Source organism: Burkholderia sp. Tr-20390 (assembly GCF_017104595.1).
Classification (GTDB): domain Bacteria; phylum Pseudomonadota; class Gammaproteobacteria; order Burkholderiales; family Burkholderiaceae; genus Burkholderia.
This window is the reverse complement of sequence record NZ_JAAGPC010000086.1, coordinates 23,085-38,334: the sequence shown is the minus strand read 5'-3', so window position 1 is coordinate 38,334 and position 15,250 is coordinate 23,085. Positions and strand designations below refer to the sequence as shown.

The 15,250-nt window shown below is 64.6% G+C and carries 17 protein-coding genes, 1 tRNA gene and 1 pseudogene; 7 read left to right on the top strand and 12 right to left on the bottom strand.

Annotated elements, in window-relative coordinates; genetic code table 11:
* The 4 genes and pseudogenes from G3N98_RS22590 to G3N98_RS22575 form a co-directional block, all read right to left on the bottom strand.
* Nucleotides 1-196, bottom strand: a pseudogene (locus G3N98_RS22590) (23S rRNA pseudouridylate synthase B); the annotation flags it as partial.
* Between the two features lie 60 nt (nucleotides 197-256).
* Nucleotides 257-1,288 carry an SMC-Scp complex subunit ScpB gene (gene scpB, locus G3N98_RS22585; RefSeq protein ID WP_206149264.1) on the bottom strand — a complete coding sequence of 344 codons (1,032 nt, stop codon included), beginning with the start codon at nucleotides 1,286-1,288 and terminating at the stop codon, nucleotides 257-259.
* Nucleotides 1,289-1,560: 272 nt separating this feature from the next.
* Complete coding sequence (locus tag G3N98_RS22580) at nucleotides 1,561-2,772, bottom strand: pyridoxal phosphate-dependent aminotransferase (RefSeq protein ID WP_206149263.1); 1,212 nt, start codon at nucleotides 2,770-2,772, stop codon at nucleotides 1,561-1,563.
* 75 nt (nucleotides 2,773-2,847) lie between these two features.
* Complete coding sequence (locus G3N98_RS22575) at nucleotides 2,848-3,750, bottom strand: LysR family transcriptional regulator (protein WP_071334368.1); 903 nt, start codon at nucleotides 3,748-3,750, stop codon at nucleotides 2,848-2,850.
* Between the two features lie 428 nt (nucleotides 3,751-4,178).
* Between G3N98_RS22575 and G3N98_RS22570 the strand changes: the two genes are divergently transcribed.
* Nucleotides 4,179-4,580 (top strand): transposase, encoded by a 402-nt coding sequence (locus tag G3N98_RS22570; protein ID WP_006409263.1) that lies wholly within the window; start codon nucleotides 4,179-4,181, stop codon nucleotides 4,578-4,580.
* Nucleotides 4,581-4,778: 198 nt separating this feature from the next.
* Complete coding sequence (locus tag G3N98_RS39880) at nucleotides 4,779-5,030, top strand: hypothetical protein (protein WP_089425207.1); 252 nt, start codon at nucleotides 4,779-4,781, stop codon at nucleotides 5,028-5,030.
* A gap of 197 nt (nucleotides 5,031-5,227) precedes the next feature.
* Here the strand turns inward: G3N98_RS39880 and G3N98_RS22560 are convergent, their stop codons facing one another.
* The gene (locus G3N98_RS22560; RefSeq protein WP_011351791.1) at nucleotides 5,228-5,545 is read right to left on the bottom strand and encodes a hypothetical protein; all 318 of its coding nucleotides are present in this window, start codon (nucleotides 5,543-5,545) and stop codon (nucleotides 5,228-5,230) included.
* Between the two features lie 157 nt (nucleotides 5,546-5,702).
* Between G3N98_RS22560 and G3N98_RS22555 the strand changes: the two genes are divergently transcribed.
* The 3 genes from G3N98_RS22555 to G3N98_RS22545 all read left to right on the top strand — a co-directional run bounded on the left by G3N98_RS22555 (nucleotide 5,703) and on the right by G3N98_RS22545 (nucleotide 7,313).
* Nucleotides 5,703-6,419, top strand: a complete 717-nt coding sequence (locus tag G3N98_RS22555; RefSeq protein WP_089472648.1) for a YdcF family protein — start codon at nucleotides 5,703-5,705, stop codon at nucleotides 6,417-6,419.
* A 221-nt stretch (nucleotides 6,420-6,640) separates the two neighbouring features.
* A complete protein-coding gene (locus tag G3N98_RS22550) occupies nucleotides 6,641-6,919 on the top strand; it encodes a hypothetical protein (RefSeq protein WP_039339310.1) in 279 nt (92 codons plus the stop codon).
* Between the two features lie 136 nt (nucleotides 6,920-7,055).
* Nucleotides 7,056-7,313 (top strand): hypothetical protein, encoded by a 258-nt coding sequence (locus tag G3N98_RS22545; protein WP_021162409.1) that lies wholly within the window; start codon nucleotides 7,056-7,058, stop codon nucleotides 7,311-7,313.
* Nucleotides 7,314-7,353: 40 nt separating this feature from the next.
* Here G3N98_RS22545 and G3N98_RS22540 read toward each other — a convergent pair whose 3' ends face one another.
* The 5 genes from G3N98_RS22540 to G3N98_RS22520 all read right to left on the bottom strand — a co-directional run bounded on the left by G3N98_RS22540 (nucleotide 7,354) and on the right by G3N98_RS22520 (nucleotide 10,904).
* On the bottom strand, nucleotides 7,354-7,644 hold the full coding sequence (locus tag G3N98_RS22540) for a putative quinol monooxygenase (protein WP_039339313.1): 291 nt from the start codon (nucleotides 7,642-7,644) through the stop codon (nucleotides 7,354-7,356).
* Nucleotides 7,645-8,172: 528 nt separating this feature from the next.
* Entirely contained in the window at nucleotides 8,173-9,384 is a 1,212-nt protein-coding gene (gene bamC / locus G3N98_RS22535) for an outer membrane protein assembly factor BamC (protein WP_089472647.1), read from the bottom strand.
* A 141-nt stretch (nucleotides 9,385-9,525) separates the two neighbouring features.
* Nucleotides 9,526-9,602 (bottom strand) — tRNA-Pro (locus tag G3N98_RS22530).
* Between the two features lie 159 nt (nucleotides 9,603-9,761).
* A complete protein-coding gene (locus G3N98_RS22525; RefSeq protein WP_089472646.1) occupies nucleotides 9,762-10,475 on the bottom strand; it encodes a methyltransferase domain-containing protein in 714 nt (237 codons plus the stop codon).
* Nucleotides 10,476-10,493: 18 nt separating this feature from the next.
* On the bottom strand, nucleotides 10,494-10,904 hold the full coding sequence (locus G3N98_RS22520; RefSeq protein WP_206149266.1) for a hypothetical protein: 411 nt from the start codon (nucleotides 10,902-10,904) through the stop codon (nucleotides 10,494-10,496).
* Here G3N98_RS22520 and G3N98_RS22515 point away from each other — a divergent pair.
* The gene (locus G3N98_RS22515) at nucleotides 10,871-11,686 is read left to right on the top strand and encodes a tyrosine-protein phosphatase (RefSeq protein WP_346779101.1); all 816 of its coding nucleotides are present in this window, start codon (nucleotides 10,871-10,873) and stop codon (nucleotides 11,684-11,686) included. The genes G3N98_RS22520 and G3N98_RS22515 overlap by 34 nt on opposite strands.
* 344 nt (nucleotides 11,687-12,030) lie before the next feature.
* A complete protein-coding gene (locus G3N98_RS22510; RefSeq protein ID WP_206149261.1) occupies nucleotides 12,031-14,241 on the top strand; it encodes a hypothetical protein in 2,211 nt (736 codons plus the stop codon).
* A 78-nt stretch (nucleotides 14,242-14,319) separates the two neighbouring features.
* Here G3N98_RS22510 and G3N98_RS22505 read toward each other — a convergent pair whose 3' ends face one another.
* Entirely contained in the window at nucleotides 14,320-14,733 is a 414-nt protein-coding gene (locus tag G3N98_RS22505) for a MerR family transcriptional regulator (RefSeq protein WP_206149260.1), read from the bottom strand.
* 60 nt (nucleotides 14,734-14,793) lie between these two features.
* Nucleotides 14,794-15,180: an integration host factor subunit alpha gene (locus G3N98_RS22500; protein WP_006486093.1), complete on the bottom strand. Its 387-nt coding sequence runs from the start codon at nucleotides 15,178-15,180 to the stop codon at nucleotides 14,794-14,796.
* Between the last annotated feature and the right edge of the window lie 70 nt (nucleotides 15,181-15,250).

The window sequence follows — 15,250 nt, the reverse complement described above, 5'->3', positions numbered from 1 at the left end:
CCTGCGGCTCGCCTTCGGCGCCCTTCGACTTGGCCGCCGCGCGACGCCGCGCGATCAGGCTGCGCGGGCCTCGCCGCAGACCGCGGCGGGGACGCTCGTCGCCGCCCTCGGCCGAAGCGCCCTGCTCCGGTGCATCGTCGGCACGCGCTGCCTGTACGGCAGGCGCGGACGATTCAATATCGTGGATATCTGTCAAAACAACCTCAAAATGTCAGGTCTCGCGCCCGGCGCGGGCGCGGCAAGAAATTGGCCGCGATCAGGCGCGACGCTGTTCAGGTTCTGCTTCGTCGTCCGGCAGCGCATCGGCACCGATGGGTGCACTGGCGCTTCGTACGGCATCGGCGAGACTGTCGGACGTGTCGTCCAGCATCTCGTCGTCCGCAGGACGGGAACGGGGGGCGTCGGCCTGGCCGGCCTCGCCGGGCATGTCGCCGGCCGCTTCCGCTCCGTCTCCGGCAACCGCTTCGGCAGCCGGCTTGCGATCTTCCTCGCTCCAATCCGCGCGCAGCGGCTCGGGCTGCACACCGGCTGGCACTGCTTCGGCGCCAGCCTGTTCCATTCGTTCAGCTTGCCCGCGAACAGCATCGAGCGTATCGCGGCTCGCGATTTCATGCGTCGACGCGACGTCCGCCGCAGGATCATCCGGCAAGCCTGCCGATTGATCGCTGGATGCCTCATCCGTTTGCGGCGCGTCGCCCGTTGCGCCGCCGGCAACCGGCATGCCCTCGTCGAAATCCATCGCCTGCTGCGCCAGCAGCGCGGCCTCGATGTTCGCGGCCGGCTCTTCGAGTGCAGGCAGATCATCGAGCGCCTTCAGGCCGAGGTCGTCGAGGAATTGCTTGGTCGTCGCATACAGCGCCGGGCGTCCCGGCACGTCGCGATGACCGATCACCTCGATCCAGCCGCGATCCTCGAGTTGCTTGACCACCTGCGTATTGACCGTCACGCCGCGAATCTCTTCGATGTCGCCGCGCGTGACAGGTTGCCGATACGCGATGATCGCGAGCGTTTCGAGCACCGCACGCGAATATTTCGGCGGCTTCTCGGGATGCAGGCGATCCAGATAGTGGCGCATCGCCGGCTTGCTCTGGAAACGCCATCCGGTTGCCAGCGCCACGAGTTCGACGCCGCGGCCGGACCAATCCTGTTTCAGATCTTCGAGCAACGTGCGGACCGTGTCAGCCGACACGCCGTCGGCAAAGAGCTTGCGCAAATCGCCGAGTTTCAGCGGTTCCTGCGCGCAGATCAAAGCAGTCTCGAGGACGATCTTCGCCTCTTGGGTATTCATGCAGCTAGGCCAGACCCTGTGGTCAAACGAACCGGATCAACAAACAGACGAAAGGAACGGAAGACGCGCTCGCCCGATTCTGATCGGTCATATTGATGGGAGCACGAACCGGGGGCGGCGAACCAACTTCAGGCCAGGCCCAAACCGGACGGAACAGCACGGCTCAACGACGGAACCGCGTGACTGAGCGCCATATTACGCAAAATTGCCCAGTGCGTAAAGATGAGCCGAACGGGGTGCCGCCAGCACGCCGTGCCCGCTCCGGCCCCGCTTCAGCGGTCGGCCACGCCCCGTGCGAGGAACCGCCGCAACCGCTCGACACCCGCGTCGAGCCGCGCCGGATCGCATGCGTAGCACCAGCGCACGAACCCTTCCCCCTCCGGGCCGAATGCACGCCCGGGCGCGAGCCCGAGCCCCGCCTCGCGCACCAGCGTCTTGCAGAACGCGAGGCTGTCTGACGCGCCCGGCAGGCGCAGGAACAGGTACATCGCGCCCGGCGGAGGCGGCACCTCGACACCCGGCAGCGTGCGCAGCGCGGCGACCAGGTGATCGCGCGCATCGCGCAGCGCCGCGACGAACGACCGCACGAACGGCTCGCCATCGTGCAGCGCGACCTCACCCGCGGCCTGCACGAAGCCCGGCGCACACGACGTGTTGTATTCGACGAGCTTCGACAGGTCAGCCATCACCGCTGCCGGCGCGATGAGCCACCCCAGGCGCCAGCCCGTCATCGCCCATGCTTTCGAAAACGAATTCACGACCACGACCCGCTCGTCGCGTGACGCGATGTCGAGGAACGATGGCGCACCGTCCGCGCCGCCTGCGTCGAACGCGAGCCGCTCGTACACCTCGTCGGCGACCAGCCAGATGCCGTGGCGGCGGCAATGGGCAAGTACCGCTTGCTGGTCGTCGCGCGACATCGTCCAGCCGGTCGGATTGTTCGGCGAATTGATCAGCAGCATCCGCGTATCGGGCGTCAGCGCCGCCAGCAGCCGCCCGACATCGAGCTGCCAGCCCGCATCGCCATAGCCGAGCGGTACGCATTCGACCTGCGCCCCAAGGATCTTCGGAATCTCGACGAGATTCGGCCACAGCGGCGTGACCGCGACGACGCGCTCGCCCGGACCGACCAGCATCTGCGCGGCCAGCATCAGCGCGCTCACGCCCGAACTCGTCACGGCGACGGTGTCGGCCGCCGTCGCACCGTGACGGGCGCTGACGTAGGACGCGATCGCATCGCGCAGCGGCGCAGTGCCGAGGTTGTGCGTGTAGAAGGTTGCGCCATCGCGCAGCGCCGCCGCGGCGGCGTCCCGGATGAAGTCCGGCGTCACGCGATCGGATTCGCCGAACCAGAACGGCAACATGTCCGGCACGCCAAAGCCGGCGTTTGCCACTTCCCGGATCAGCGACGGACGCAACGCGTGCACGGCGTCGCGGGCCGCCGGCGAACCGGCCACCGGAAGAGAATCTGCGGAATGCACCATCGAGAACCACCTTCGAGGAACACGATCCGCGTAGTGTACCGGCCCGCAAGCAGGGCCGGCGCACGCCGATCCGCGTCAGTCGAGGTCCTCTGCCCTCGCCGGCATTTGCCGCACGAGTTCCCAGATCGCCTGCGCAGCGGGCGACAACGACCGGTCGCGGCGGCGCACGAGTTCAACCGTGCGCTCGGTGCGCGGCGTGAGCGGCCGCGCGACGAGCGTCGAGCCGGCTGGTAGCGGCAGCGACAGCCACGGCTGCACGCTCACGCCGACGCCGGCCTCGACGAGTCCGAACACGGTCGCCGAATGCCCGAGCTCCTGCATGACCGTCGCGTTGACATGATGAGCGGCCAGTGCGGCGTCGATCAGCGGCCGGCTTCCCGATGCATGATCGAGAAGCACGAGGCGCTCGCCATCCAGCGCCGTCCAGGGCACCTCGGCGCGCGCCGCGAGCGGATGGTCGGCACGTGCGACCAGGCAGAACGAATCGGTCATCAACGATTCGCAGACGAGATCGGCCACCGTGAGCGGACCGATCACGACGCCGAAATCGACCTCGCTCGACTTCACCTTGCGCAACACGTCGCTCTGCACGTCGTCGCGCAAACCCAGCGTCACGAACGGAAACTGGCGCTCGCACGACGCAACCACGCGCGGCATCAGCCGGCACGCGATCGTCGGACTGGCTGCGACGATCACGCGCCCGCGGCGCTGCTCGCCGATTTCGCGAATCTCGCGCAGCGTATCGTCGAGATCGTCGAGCAGACGGGACACGCTCGCAATCAGGTTCGCACCGACATCGGTCAGCTGCACGTCGCGCGTCGTACGATCGATCAGTTTCAGCCCGAGCTCGGCCTCGAGCTCGCGCACGCAGCGACTGACCGCGGACTGCGTGAGCCCGATCTCGTCACCCGCGCGACTGAAGCTCTTGAGCCGCGCGACCTCGATGAAGACGCGAAGCTGGCGCAGCGTGACGTTCATTTCCTGACCTCATCAATCGTCGATATCGATGCGCGATTTTAATGCGCGAATCCGGCTTCGAGGTGCGAATCAGGCACCTGCCCCACATGTTTCGCTGCGGTGCAATACATCCGCGAACGCACGTGGTGCGGGCGAGCTGCACAAGATTGGTGATTGTCCCGATTTGCTGGCGGGTTATTTTGGCGTCTTATACGCCCCTAGCTGACTTAGCCGTTAGCTCGCTGCCAAGCGGCTCTCGAGGGAATTACCTCCGACATGGCACGCTTCGTGCATTACCTGGCGCACAGGGCACAGGTTTGGTCGGACGGAAGAGCAGAAACGCCGCTGCCGGCCAACCGGACGCCCCCACCCGGCACTCGACGATCGAGTGCCTGAAGAGTGCGCGGCGCAGGGCAGCGCACCGGAGTTAGCTTCGCTGAGGTGAGGACATGATGCTGTTCGACGATTTGAGAGATAACGAGTGGGCGCTGGTCGAGGGTCTGTTTTGCTCTGAACCCGCACGGAGTGAGCGGCGCGGCCGCCCCCGCGTGGAAGCCCGCTCGGTGGTGAACGCCGTGCTGTGGGTGCTGTCGACGGGTGAAGGCTGGTCGAAGCTGCCGGGCCGCTATCCGTCGCCGCCGACTTGCCGCCGTCGCTTCGACGAATGGCAGGCGGACGGCACGCTCGCCGAAATCGTGAAGCGACTCGGCACGAGCGGCCGGCAGATCTCCCTGCGCGGGCGCATCGGCGCAAGCGCCGCGAAGCCGCCCGCACCACCGAGCCGCGACCGGCTGCGCGGCGCCTTCTGGACCAATCCGGAATCCTGGCGCGCGCCCGTCAAGATGGCGTAACGAATGCTCGATCGGGCGGCTTCGGCCGCCCGGTTTCTTTCAGCGACGCGACCCGTTCGCGACGCCCGCATTGCCGTCGATTACCGTTGTCGTGCCGCGATACATCTATTTACCAATATTTACAGCAAGCCTGCACTCCCACGCTTACCTTAGCGAAATATCAACAGGCCGCATCGACGGCTTGAAGGGAGCCCCGCCATGAAACCAATGTCACTGCTCGTTGCATGCGGCATTGTCATTTCCGTGGCGTTGTCGGCTCCAGCCCACGCCGACGATCGCGTGAAGCCGCCCCACCGCCAGCAGGATCACCGGAACACCCTCCGCCAGCCGCCGTCCGCCAATCCGCCCGGCCGGCAAACCGTGCCGCGTGGCGACCTGCGTGGCGACATCGCCAGCAACGCGCGAGCGCGCATCGGCTCGCAGCCGACCGACGTACCGCGTCATCCGTAGTCCTGCCAATTTCGGGGATTTCGCCAAAGAAAATGCCCGCGATCGGGAACTGCGCCGCATGCGACGAGTCAGAACCTTGCCATGAGCACAGCGTGGCAACAGCAAAAGTATCCGGTACGCCCGTATCCTCGCGATACGGGCTTTTTTTTGGCGCATCGCCAGCCGCACGGCGATGCGCGTGGCGGGATGATCGACCGCTACAGGCGGCTTTCGAGAATCGCCACGGCGCTCGCTTCGCTCAATGCGTAGTCGGCCATGCGGCGATCGGTCCAGGAAAGTAATTTCTCGTCGCGCTCGAGGCGCGAGAATTCGGCTCGACCGCTTTCGGTCAGTACGGCAATGTCGACCGGTGCATGGAAGCCCGGTGCGGGGGCAACGGTTTTCTGCCTGACCGTGTCCATCAGCCCGAGCGAACGGAGATACTCGAACACGCCCGGGCGGCGTGCCCACGGTACCTGGCGGTACTGCACTCGTCTCAATGCGTCGAGCACCGCTTCGTTGGAATACGTGGCCATCTCGATTCTTTCTTAAAGTGCAGCGACAATGCGAAGCGGCGCGCCGGGCGGTGTCTCCGCCCGCCGATACCGCCACCGATTCTGGACGCCGACGTTCGGCGTCGCGTCAGGGCCGGATCGTCAGCCGTCCATAAAAAGACACCATACCCCAATCAAATTGATTCTGTTCGATTCATTTGTACTTCTCTTCATCGGTTTCATGCTCTGCCGCAAGCGGCGACGAATCATCTCGATCGCCGCGGTTGCGCTGTTCTGGCTGCTCGCGACAGGCTGGCTCGCCGCGCCGCTGATCGCCTGGACCGAGGCGGGCGTCGCACCCGTCGAGCACCCGGACATGCATGGACGGACCACACTGATTCTCATCGGCGCAGGGACGAAGCACACCGACTCCGGGCTGCGGCCGCCACCTGACGGAACCGCCCGCATCCACAAGGTCGCAGCGCTCTACCGCACCTGCCGGCAGCAAGCCGAGCGCTGCACCGTGGTGATGTCGGGCGGCGACCCGCAGCATCACGGCGAAACCGAGGCTGCCGTATACGGGCGCCAACTCGTCGCCGAAGGCGTCGCGCCCGCGGACCTCGTTCTGGAACCGGATAGCCGCACAACCTACGAAAACGCGAAATTCACTGCGTCTATACTACGCTCACAGTATGACGACGCACGCATTCTCGTCACTTCCTCATACCAGATGCGCCGCGCGTTGCTCGATTTCCACCGTTTCGGGATCGATCCGCAGCCCGTTTATGCGAATCGCCGGCCTGCGCAAACGGGCTGGCTGCCGCGCTGGCGCAATGTAGTCAACGCCGAGCAGGCGCTGCACGAACTGGTCGGCATCGCGCAGTTCCATGTCTATCGATGGCTCGGGTGGTTCTGACGACTCCGGAGAAACCGGAGCGGAAATGACTGCGACGACGACGATGGCAGGCACGTGACGAAGCGCGCGAAGTGTTGCGCGACTTCAACGGGGCGTTGCGTCGCGCCACGATCCGGTGCACATTGATCCGTCACTTTTGTTACACTCGACACGCACTCGATTGCAGTCGCCAGACAAAACGGCAACACTCGGGTTCATCACCACTTAGCGGAGGTAAAGCAATGAAGAAGACGTCCCTGGCTATCCTGGTAGCGATGTCGGCGCTGACTGGCGCAGCGTATGCGCAAGAGAGCACGGAAATCAAGACGATTACCGATCCGGCCAAGATCTCCGAGATCGAGCAGCGCGCACAGGCGCTGCAGCAGCAGCAAGCGGCGGAAGCCGCACAGCCGGCGGTGCAGGAAGAGCATCACCACGGCAAGAAGGCTGCTCACCACAAGGCTGCTGCGAAGAAGGCCGGCAAGAAGGCTGCCAAGGCCGCAGACGCCGCCAGCCAGTAAGTTCGGCGGCACCGCACAAGCGAAAAGCCGAATCCGGGCAACCGGGTTCGGCTTTTTTGGTTGCGGTGCTCGTGCGCTGTGCTAAAGTCGCGCACCGAAATTTTCCACCCGTGCGCACCCCGGTGCGGAGGACAGCATGAGCAACATTCAACTCGACATCGAGTGGACCGAAGCCGCCACTCGCCAGATCAAGCAACTGATGCCCCGCGGCTCGGCTGACGCGTTCCTCGCGCTGCCGCCGATCGAGTGCCTGCCGATGGAGGGCGATGTGCTTTTCCTCGGCCCGCAAGGCAAGCAGCAACCGTTCATCGTCGCCGAGCGCCAGTACCATCACGACGGCGACGCCGACTGGACGATCATCCTGATCCTCGACGTACCCAACACGTCGCACTGACGCATCCCGCGACCGGACACGTCCGGTCGCCCCGCCCGGCTCAGACGAGCTTCGACAGCACGCGGATTTCGGAACGCTCGATCCAGTCCGCGGCCGCTTCCCGATAAGCGAGAATGTGCGCGGAACGCGCATGAGCAGCCAGCGCCTCCTCGCTTTCCCAGCGCTCGACGAATACGAATCGCGCCGGCTCCTTCAGATCCCGATGCAGGTCGTACTGCAACGCCCCTGCTTCGTTGCGGGTCGGCTCGACGATCCCTTCGAGCTGGGCACGCAACTTCTCCTCGGCGCCCGGCTTCGCCACGATCAGCGCCACGACTGCAATTTCCGCCATTCCCGTTCCCCCTTCATCTGGAAAAGCCCGAGAATACGCGAATCGCGCATTGGCTGCGCCAGCACGGCGTCACACGACGGCCCCAAAAAAATAGCCCGCGCTTCAGAGAAGCGCGGGCGAAACCGTCGCCCTACGAGGATAGGCGACGGGGCCATCGGGATCCGCACGCTGGCGCGGATCGTCATCCGTTGCGCCGACGCTTGTCGCGTCGACATTCGAAGACGTCGATACCGTTGTTCGGGCGCTCGCGGCGCACCCCCGGCATCTGACGCCATCCTCCCTGTTTCAACAATTCCAATATATAAAGCAGGTTGCGTGCCAACTGCCACAAACCGACCACCTCATTGATTTATAAGGATAAATTTTTGGCTTTCGACGATGCGACATGGGTTTTGCCGCCGTAACGCGCGGATGTTACGTAACGTCACGAGGAGGGACCGAACCTCCGGCACACATGCGCGCCAGCGAGCGGCAATGAAAAAGCCCGCCATGTGGCGGGCTTTTTCATTGCCGCGGAGAAAGTCGAGATCAGCGAAGCTGATTCACGAGCAGCCCCATGATCTGGCGAGCCGGCGACGACGTATCGATCGCACCCGAATCGTCGACGATCGCGATGCGCGTCTGGTCGGCCGTGAGTGCCTTCACGTTGACACGGTACTGCTTCGCCTGCTTTTCCTTCTTGCCGTGGAACAACTGGCTCCAGAAGCCCTGCTCGGCCGAGGTCAGATCCTTCGGATCGACATAGCGCACGAAATACAGGCCCTTCGTGCGATCACGATCGTCGACGGTGAAGTTCGCACGATCGAGCGCGAGACCGACGCGCAGCCACGACCGGTCGTACGGCTCGCCGAGCGTGACTTCCGACGGGACGGCAGCATCAGCCGCATCGTTGCCTTGCGCCGACGTGCGGGACACGTTTTGCGCGGCAATCGCTGCAGCAGCCTTCGACGATGCGTCGTCCGCCTTCTTGTCCTTGGCCACCGGTACCGTGTTGTCCTTGATGTTCGCGATTGGCGGCTCGCCGTTCTTCGCGCGCTGCTCGTTCTGTGCGAGCACCGCCATCAATCGCTTCAGGTATTCGGTCTCGAGCGCCGGATCATTCGGCTTCGGTTCCCACTTGCTCGAATCGTTGTTCGAGCCCGTGATCGCTTCGCGCATCCCCTTCTGGCTGATGAACACGTAGGTGCCGCCATTCGGCGCCGAATCGAGACGCGTACGGTACTTGTTGCGCTCGGCCGTCACGTACGAGTTGCCCATCGCCTTCGAGATCACGCTACGGATCAGGCCGTCGTTGATCTGCGGATGGGTTTCGTTCCAGTCGGTTTCCATCACGCCCTTGTCGCGCTGGTCGACGACGAGCAGGAAGCCCTGCTCCTGCCAGAAGCGGCGAACTTGCGGCCAGACGGCGGCGGGCTGCTTGCCGTCGATCACGAGCCAGCTCTCGGTGCCGTCGCGCTGGATATGCATGCCGGCGACGGCCGGAGCAACAGTGTCCAGCGCAGGCGCTGCCTGCTGGACCTGCTGAAGCGCGGACAGGGAAGTCGCGCCGCCCTGGGGCGGCAGCGAACGCTGATCGGCCGTCTCGTCGAGCATGTTGGGCGGCACTGCGAGCGACGCCTCCTTCGATTTCGAATCGCTCTTGTAGTCCACTTTCGTGGGCGACGACGTACCGCAACCGGCGACGAGCGCGCCGGTGGCGAGCACTGCAGCGAACCGCATGGTAAGACGAAGATCAGTCATGTTCGGGGAATCCTCTTCCGCTAAATCACGGCGCTTTCCGTGGATCAACCTTGCATTTTACCGGGGCCGCGCCGCGATGTGCAAAAAAGCGACGGGCAAGAAAAAACCCGCGTCAGCCTGAGCTGACGCGGGTTCTTTGTCTGGTCGGGGCGAGAGGATTTGAACCTCCGACCACCTGCACCCCATGCAGGTACGCTACCAGGCTGCGCTACGCCCCGAAAGAAAAAAATTATAACAGACAGTTTTGCGATTTAGAACGGGTCGCATGCATTTTGTGAATATTCTTGTGAAATTTTTTGGCGTGAAGGCGCCGATGCGAGCAACGACGCGCGTGGCATGGACGAATTGCCCACCAACCACCCGACTCCGCCTCGCCGTCACCGCTTGCGCGCAACGCAGATGACCGTCAGCCCGGCGACGCGGTTGAAGCGGAATATCGGTAACTCGATCCGACAGATCGACTTGAGCAAGCCGTTGACGAACGGATGGTGACGACGCAATTGCGACGCCGGCTCGCTCGGCTGCCGACGCACCCGCTCGCCGAGCCGCAACGCTGCCGCAAGCGGAAACGTGAGACCGAAATAATAGGCGCCGTGCTCGACGTCGAGCCCCGAGCGACGCACCACCTCCTCGAGACTGCCCAGCGTATATCGGCGCTTGTGTTCGAGAAAATCGTCATGACCGCTCCAGAGGAACTGGAACGCGGGAACCGTGATCAGAAAGCGGCTACCCGACGGCGCACCCTTCACGTACTGCGTGAGCAGACCGACATCGTCGTCGACATGCTCGAGCACGTCCATCAGCAACACGAGATCGGCGTCGAATCGATCAATGGATCGCCGAAAGTGGATGGGCTTGCCGGACGCTTCGCCGTCGGTATCGTCGGCGTAGCTCGTATCGACACACCACGCCTCCGTCGCCTGCGTACGCTCCAGCAAGTGCTTCGAGAAAAAGCCTGAGCCTGCACCGACATCGAGTATCCGGTTTGCACCTGGCACCCCCAGGAACCGACGGATCGCACTCGCCTTCGACGCGTAGTACCAGTGATCGCCCACGCCCGCACCCAATACGTCGACTTCCTTGAGATCCATGACGTTTCCCCGTGATGGCTACTGTGCTTTGGTCGATACAGCCACTGATGCCGATCTTACCTCGCTGCTGCCGCCGATCCTACCTGTCGACAACGCGCAGCCGACACCGGCAACCGGCATTACGACCTCATCGAAAAGGACGATGGCCGGTTCGCCGCAAATCGCTACCGTGCGGTTACCCGGCGCGAGATCGATGCGCAGGGGCGAACCGTCCGACTGCATGCCGATCGATCCGGCCCGCCCCGGCTTTGCCGCGTCGCGTGATACAGGGGCGACTTCGGTCACCACCGCAGTTGCGATCTCTTGTAACCGTCTCCGACACAGGGCATTGAATGCATCAGAAAAACGAAATTTCCCGTCGACATTTTCTCCGGCTGGGCGCCGGCACGATAGGCGTGGCGCTGGGAAGCGCATCGCTTCTGTCGGCATGCGGAGGCGACTCGATTTCGGTCGCGCCGGTCACGACACCGCGGCTGAGTTCCGCATCGAATTTTCGCGACACGGCCGGGCCGGACGGAACCGGCTACGTGACAACGAGCGGCGCGAAGATGAAAAAAGGCGTGCTCTATCGTTCATCCGCGCTCGCGTTGTCGGCCGCGGACATCGCCACCGTCGGCACCCTCGACATCAGGCAGGTCTGCGACCTGCGCACGCCCGCCGAGATCAAGACGCAACCGGATGTGCCGCTGGCCGGCGCCACCTGGCAAAACCTCAACGTGCTCGGGGCTGCCAGCATCGATCCGATCCCGACCACCGGCGCCACCGCGACGGCATTCATGTTGAGCATGTACCGCGCGTTCGTCACGTCGGACACCGCGCATGCCAGCTATCACGCGCTCTTCACCGGCTTCGCTGGCTCCGGCGAAAACCTGGTGTTCCACTGCACGGCCGGCAAGGATCGCACGGGCTGGGCCACCGCGATCCTGCACACGATCCTGGGCGCTTCCGAGCAGACGATACTCGCCGACTATCTGCTGACGAACGTCTATAGCGCATCGGAAATCGCCGCTTCGGTCGCCCAGGCGCAGAAAGCCGGCGGGCAAAATGCGGCAGACATGATGACCGCGCTGCAAGGCGCGCACACCGACTATCTGCAGGGGGCATTCGACCAAGTCACCGCGTCGTACGGCTCGATGACGTCGTATATCGCGAACGGGCTGCAACTCGACCAGGCGACGCTGAACGCAATCCGGCGGTACATGCTGGTCTGACCGACCCGCGGCTGCTGCGACGGGGCCGGGTCGCATCCCCGCCTCGACCGCCGCGGCCGCTGCGCGTCGCATCCGGCGAAACCCGCATCGGCCAAGGCTGCGACGGATTTTCCCGATCGCAGAAACATTCGCCAACGACGGGCCGCGCAAACCAAACGACCGTTTGATCCGGCCGCCCAACCACCCCGAATCCATTGTCCCGCAGCCCGCCGGACGGGCGCACCCCGGCGCCCGTTGTTTGGTAACGCCGCTCTAGCACGCTATGCCACACTGCACGGCATCGACGCTCGCGCCGTGCAGCGGCGCGCGCCGCCGTCGATCACGACAAGACATGGAGACAGACGATGCGGAATGCGGTCCGGCGCGGCCATCGCTCGCCTTTGGCAATTTTCGACTGGATTTCCGGCCCGCCACGCGCGGCCCGCCCCCTCTCGCCCAAGACGTCCCGCGTGTTCGGCTGCGGCGTGCTGGCGCTCGCGCTGCTGTGCGCCGGTTGCGCGGAATCATCCGCGCAGCGTGACGGCAACGCGTCGGTCACGTCGACGAAGATCGAACGCACCAAGGCCGAACGCCTCGCCCGCGAGCAGCAGGTCGCACGCACCGTGCCGTCGCTTGCATCGATCAGCCTCACGCAACCGCGTCCGTTCACGCTGCGGGACTCGGGCCAGAACGGCGCGATGACGTTCCTGCGCGACGTCGATTTCCGCATCGTCAACAATCTCGGCTTCTTCATCCATCAATTGTCGGCCACCTTGGTACCGACGCAAGCCGGCGCGCCGATCGTGTTCGACGATCCGACCAGTTTCCAGATCGACGTACATGAAGGCACGGTCACGCTCGACGACGCGAAGCTCACCGCCCTCTTCAACACGTACATCTTCGGCTACCGCAACGCGCCGCTGCGCAAGCTCGCCGTGTCGGCCGGCGACGGCGTGATCCACCTGCAAGGCGAGATGCAGCGCGACGGCTGGGTGCCGTTCTCGCTGACCGGCACCCTCGCGATCCGTGACGGCAGCCAGCTCGTGTTCCATCCGACGGGCGTGCGCGTATCGGGCATCAACGCGCAGCCGGTGATGCGCGCGGCCAACGTGAAGATGGCCGACCTGCTGAAAGTCCAGACGCCGATCGCGCAACTCGCCGGCGACGATCTCGTGATGTCGGTCGACAAGCTGATGCCGCCGCCGCGCCTGAAGCTCACGATCACCGCGCTGCGCGTGACGCCGGCCGGGCTCGACCTGAAGCTCGACGACGGCACGCATGCCGGCTTCGCGATGCCCGCGAACGCGCCGCAGCAAGCGATGTACATTCGCGGCGGCGACGTGAAATTCATGCGCTCGATGCCGATGAACGCGGACATCCTGATCGGTCCGGTCGATTCCACGAAACGTGACCAGACTTTCGTGTTCGACCTTTATCACTATCGCGACCAGGTGTCGGCCGGCTACTTCAATTTCGACGAAAGCGGCGCGATGGCGATCCGGATGCCGTCGTATGCGGGCCCGGCCAGCGGCGCGCTGCTCGGCAACGCGACCGCGCGCCTGAACGACAGCTTCCTCGCCGCGCAACAGAGTGCGTTGCGCGACATACGCCAGCACTGGGAAGCCTACGCACTCGCGGCGAACCCCGCTCACCCCGGCATGCAGAAGGTCGCGATGCGGCGCACGTCGACCACGCCGTTCAACGAACGGCACGTGTCGAACCGCAACCCGACGATCCATCTGCGCAACGTCGACTTCAACCTGTCCGGGGATATCGGCTTTCACGTCGAGGACCTCGACGTCGAGCTCGTCTCGAAGCGGCCTGGCGAACCCGTCGACCTCGACGATCCGAACCAGTACGACATCCGCATTCTCGGCGGCACCGTCGTCGAGTCGTGGAAGGCGATGTCGGCGCTCTTCAACAACTATCTGCTCGACTACTCACCCCGCTCCCTCAACGACCTGCAACTGAGCGCGGACGGCACGAACCTGCGCGTCCAGGGCGGCATCAAGCTGTGGAACCACGTGCCGGGCGTCTGGCTGCCGACCGACATGAAGGGCACGCTGTCCGTGCTCGACGACCGGCATCTCGCATTCAAACCGTCCCAGGTGTCGGTGCTCGGCATCCCGCAGGCGAAGCTGCTGCGTTCGCTCGGCATCGAGCTCGCGTCGCTGACGCCGTTGCAGCGGCGCGGCGCGGAACTGCGTGGCGACACGCTCGTGCTCGACCAGTACACTGTGTTCCCGCCCCCCGTGCTGAACGGCAAGCTCGGACAGGCAACGGTCGAGCGCGACGGGCTGCGCCTCACGTTCAGGCGCATGGCGGGCGCGCCCGCGCCGCAACGGCCGCAGATCGATGCACCGAGCTACATGTGGATGGAAGGCGGCGACATGAAGATGTTCAACGTGCTCGAACTGAACGTGCGCGCGCTGATCCGGAATTCGGCCGAGGCCGGCCCGATGCGTTTCGACCTGTACGGCTACCGCAGCCAGGTCGCGCAGGGCTCGGTGCGAATGCTGCCGGACGGCACGCTGGTCGTCGACATGGGGCAGAAGAACCCGCTCGCGTCACGCTGAAACGCACGCGGCACGCATGAAAAAGCCCGGCGGCACGCTGCCAACCGGGCTTTTCATTTCATTCTTCGCGCTTCGCACTCAGTCGTGCTTCAGTCCATCGATCACGTCGAGCAACGCCTGCCGCAATGCAATGACGTCGACGGCCGTGCCTGGCTTGCCCGGTGTGCGTGCATCGGCGGCCTGCGCCTCCGGCTCGACGGGCGCTGCCGCGGCCCGCTCGCCGGCCGGCGAATCGAGCCGGTTGCGCGCGCCGTTGATCGTGAATCCCTGCTCGTACAGCAACTCGCGAATCCGCCGGATCAGCAGCACTTCGTGGTGCTGGTAATACCGACGATTGCCACGCCGCTTCACCGGCCGCAGTTGAGTGAATTCCTGTTCCCAATAACGCAGCACATGCGGCTTGACCCCGCACAGTTCGCTGACTTCACCGATCGTGAAGTAGCGCTTCGCGGGAATCGGAGGCAAGACGACTTTCTCAACCGTAGTGGTCATCGTCGGTTAACCGTCGGTAAGGGTGCGCGGCGGCCGCGCGGAGACGTCAGCGCGCGGGGCTTACTCCGCGCCGTTTTCGACCAGCGCCTTCAGCTTCTGGCTCGCGTGGAAGGTTACCACCCGGCGGGCCGCGATCGGAATCGCCTCGCCCGTCTTCGGATTGCGGCCCGGGCGCTGCGGCTTGTCGCGCAACTGGAAATTGCCGAACCCCGACAGCTTGACGCTCTCGCCGTTTTCGAGCGCGTCACGGATCACCTCGAAAAACGCCTCGACCATGTCCTTCGCTTCACGCTTGTTCAGCCCGACGCTGTCGAACAGCAGCTCCGCCAGTTCCGCCTTCGTCAGCGTGGGCGTCTCGGTGGACGCCGGCGCCGAAGCGTCGCGGTTCATGGCGCTGCGTTGCGCCGTCAGGAGGGCTTCGAATTCACTCGAGGTCATGTCGTTCATATCTGCCATACAGCGCGTTAAATCAAAACTTACGATCGGAAAAGGCCGCCCGCGAGCGGGCGGACCTCCT

Excerpts from the sequence above, each read along its gene's own strand:
- G3N98_RS22540 (WP_039339313.1), bottom strand. The coding sequence starts at position 7,644 with ATGGCGGAAATTGCAGTCGTGGCGCTGATCGTGGCGAAGCCGGGCGCC.
- G3N98_RS22545 (WP_021162409.1), top strand. The coding sequence starts at position 7,056 with ATGAGCAACATTCAACTCGACATCGAGTGGACCGAAGCCGCCACTCGC.
- G3N98_RS22580 (WP_206149263.1), bottom strand. The coding sequence starts at position 2,772 with ATGGTGCATTCCGCAGATTCTCTTCCGGTGGCCGGTTCGCCGGCGGCC.
- G3N98_RS22510 (WP_206149261.1), top strand. The coding sequence starts at position 12,031 with ATGCGGAATGCGGTCCGGCGCGGCCATCGCTCGCCTTTGGCAATTTTC.
- G3N98_RS22500 (WP_006486093.1), bottom strand. The coding sequence starts at position 15,180 with ATGAACGACATGACCTCGAGTGAATTCGAAGCCCTCCTGACGGCGCAA.
- G3N98_RS22525 (WP_089472646.1), bottom strand. The coding sequence starts at position 10,475 with ATGGATCTCAAGGAAGTCGACGTATTGGGTGCGGGCGTGGGCGATCAC.
- G3N98_RS22550 (WP_039339310.1), top strand. The coding sequence starts at position 6,641 with ATGAAGAAGACGTCCCTGGCTATCCTGGTAGCGATGTCGGCGCTGACT.
- G3N98_RS22570 (WP_006409263.1), top strand. The coding sequence starts at position 4,179 with ATGATGCTGTTCGACGATTTGAGAGATAACGAGTGGGCGCTGGTCGAG.
- G3N98_RS22560 (WP_011351791.1), bottom strand. The coding sequence starts at position 5,545 with ATGGCCACGTATTCCAACGAAGCGGTGCTCGACGCATTGAGACGAGTG.
- G3N98_RS39880 (WP_089425207.1), top strand. The coding sequence starts at position 4,779 with ATGAAACCAATGTCACTGCTCGTTGCATGCGGCATTGTCATTTCCGTG.
- G3N98_RS22520 (WP_206149266.1), bottom strand. The coding sequence starts at position 10,904 with ATGCCGACAGAAGCGATGCGCTTCCCAGCGCCACGCCTATCGTGCCGG.
- G3N98_RS22575 (WP_071334368.1), bottom strand. The coding sequence starts at position 3,750 with ATGAACGTCACGCTGCGCCAGCTTCGCGTCTTCATCGAGGTCGCGCGG.
- G3N98_RS22505 (WP_206149260.1), bottom strand. The coding sequence starts at position 14,733 with ATGACCACTACGGTTGAGAAAGTCGTCTTGCCTCCGATTCCCGCGAAG.
- bamC (WP_089472647.1), bottom strand. The coding sequence starts at position 9,384 with ATGACTGATCTTCGTCTTACCATGCGGTTCGCTGCAGTGCTCGCCACC.
- scpB (WP_206149264.1), bottom strand. The coding sequence starts at position 1,288 with ATGAATACCCAAGAGGCGAAGATCGTCCTCGAGACTGCTTTGATCTGC.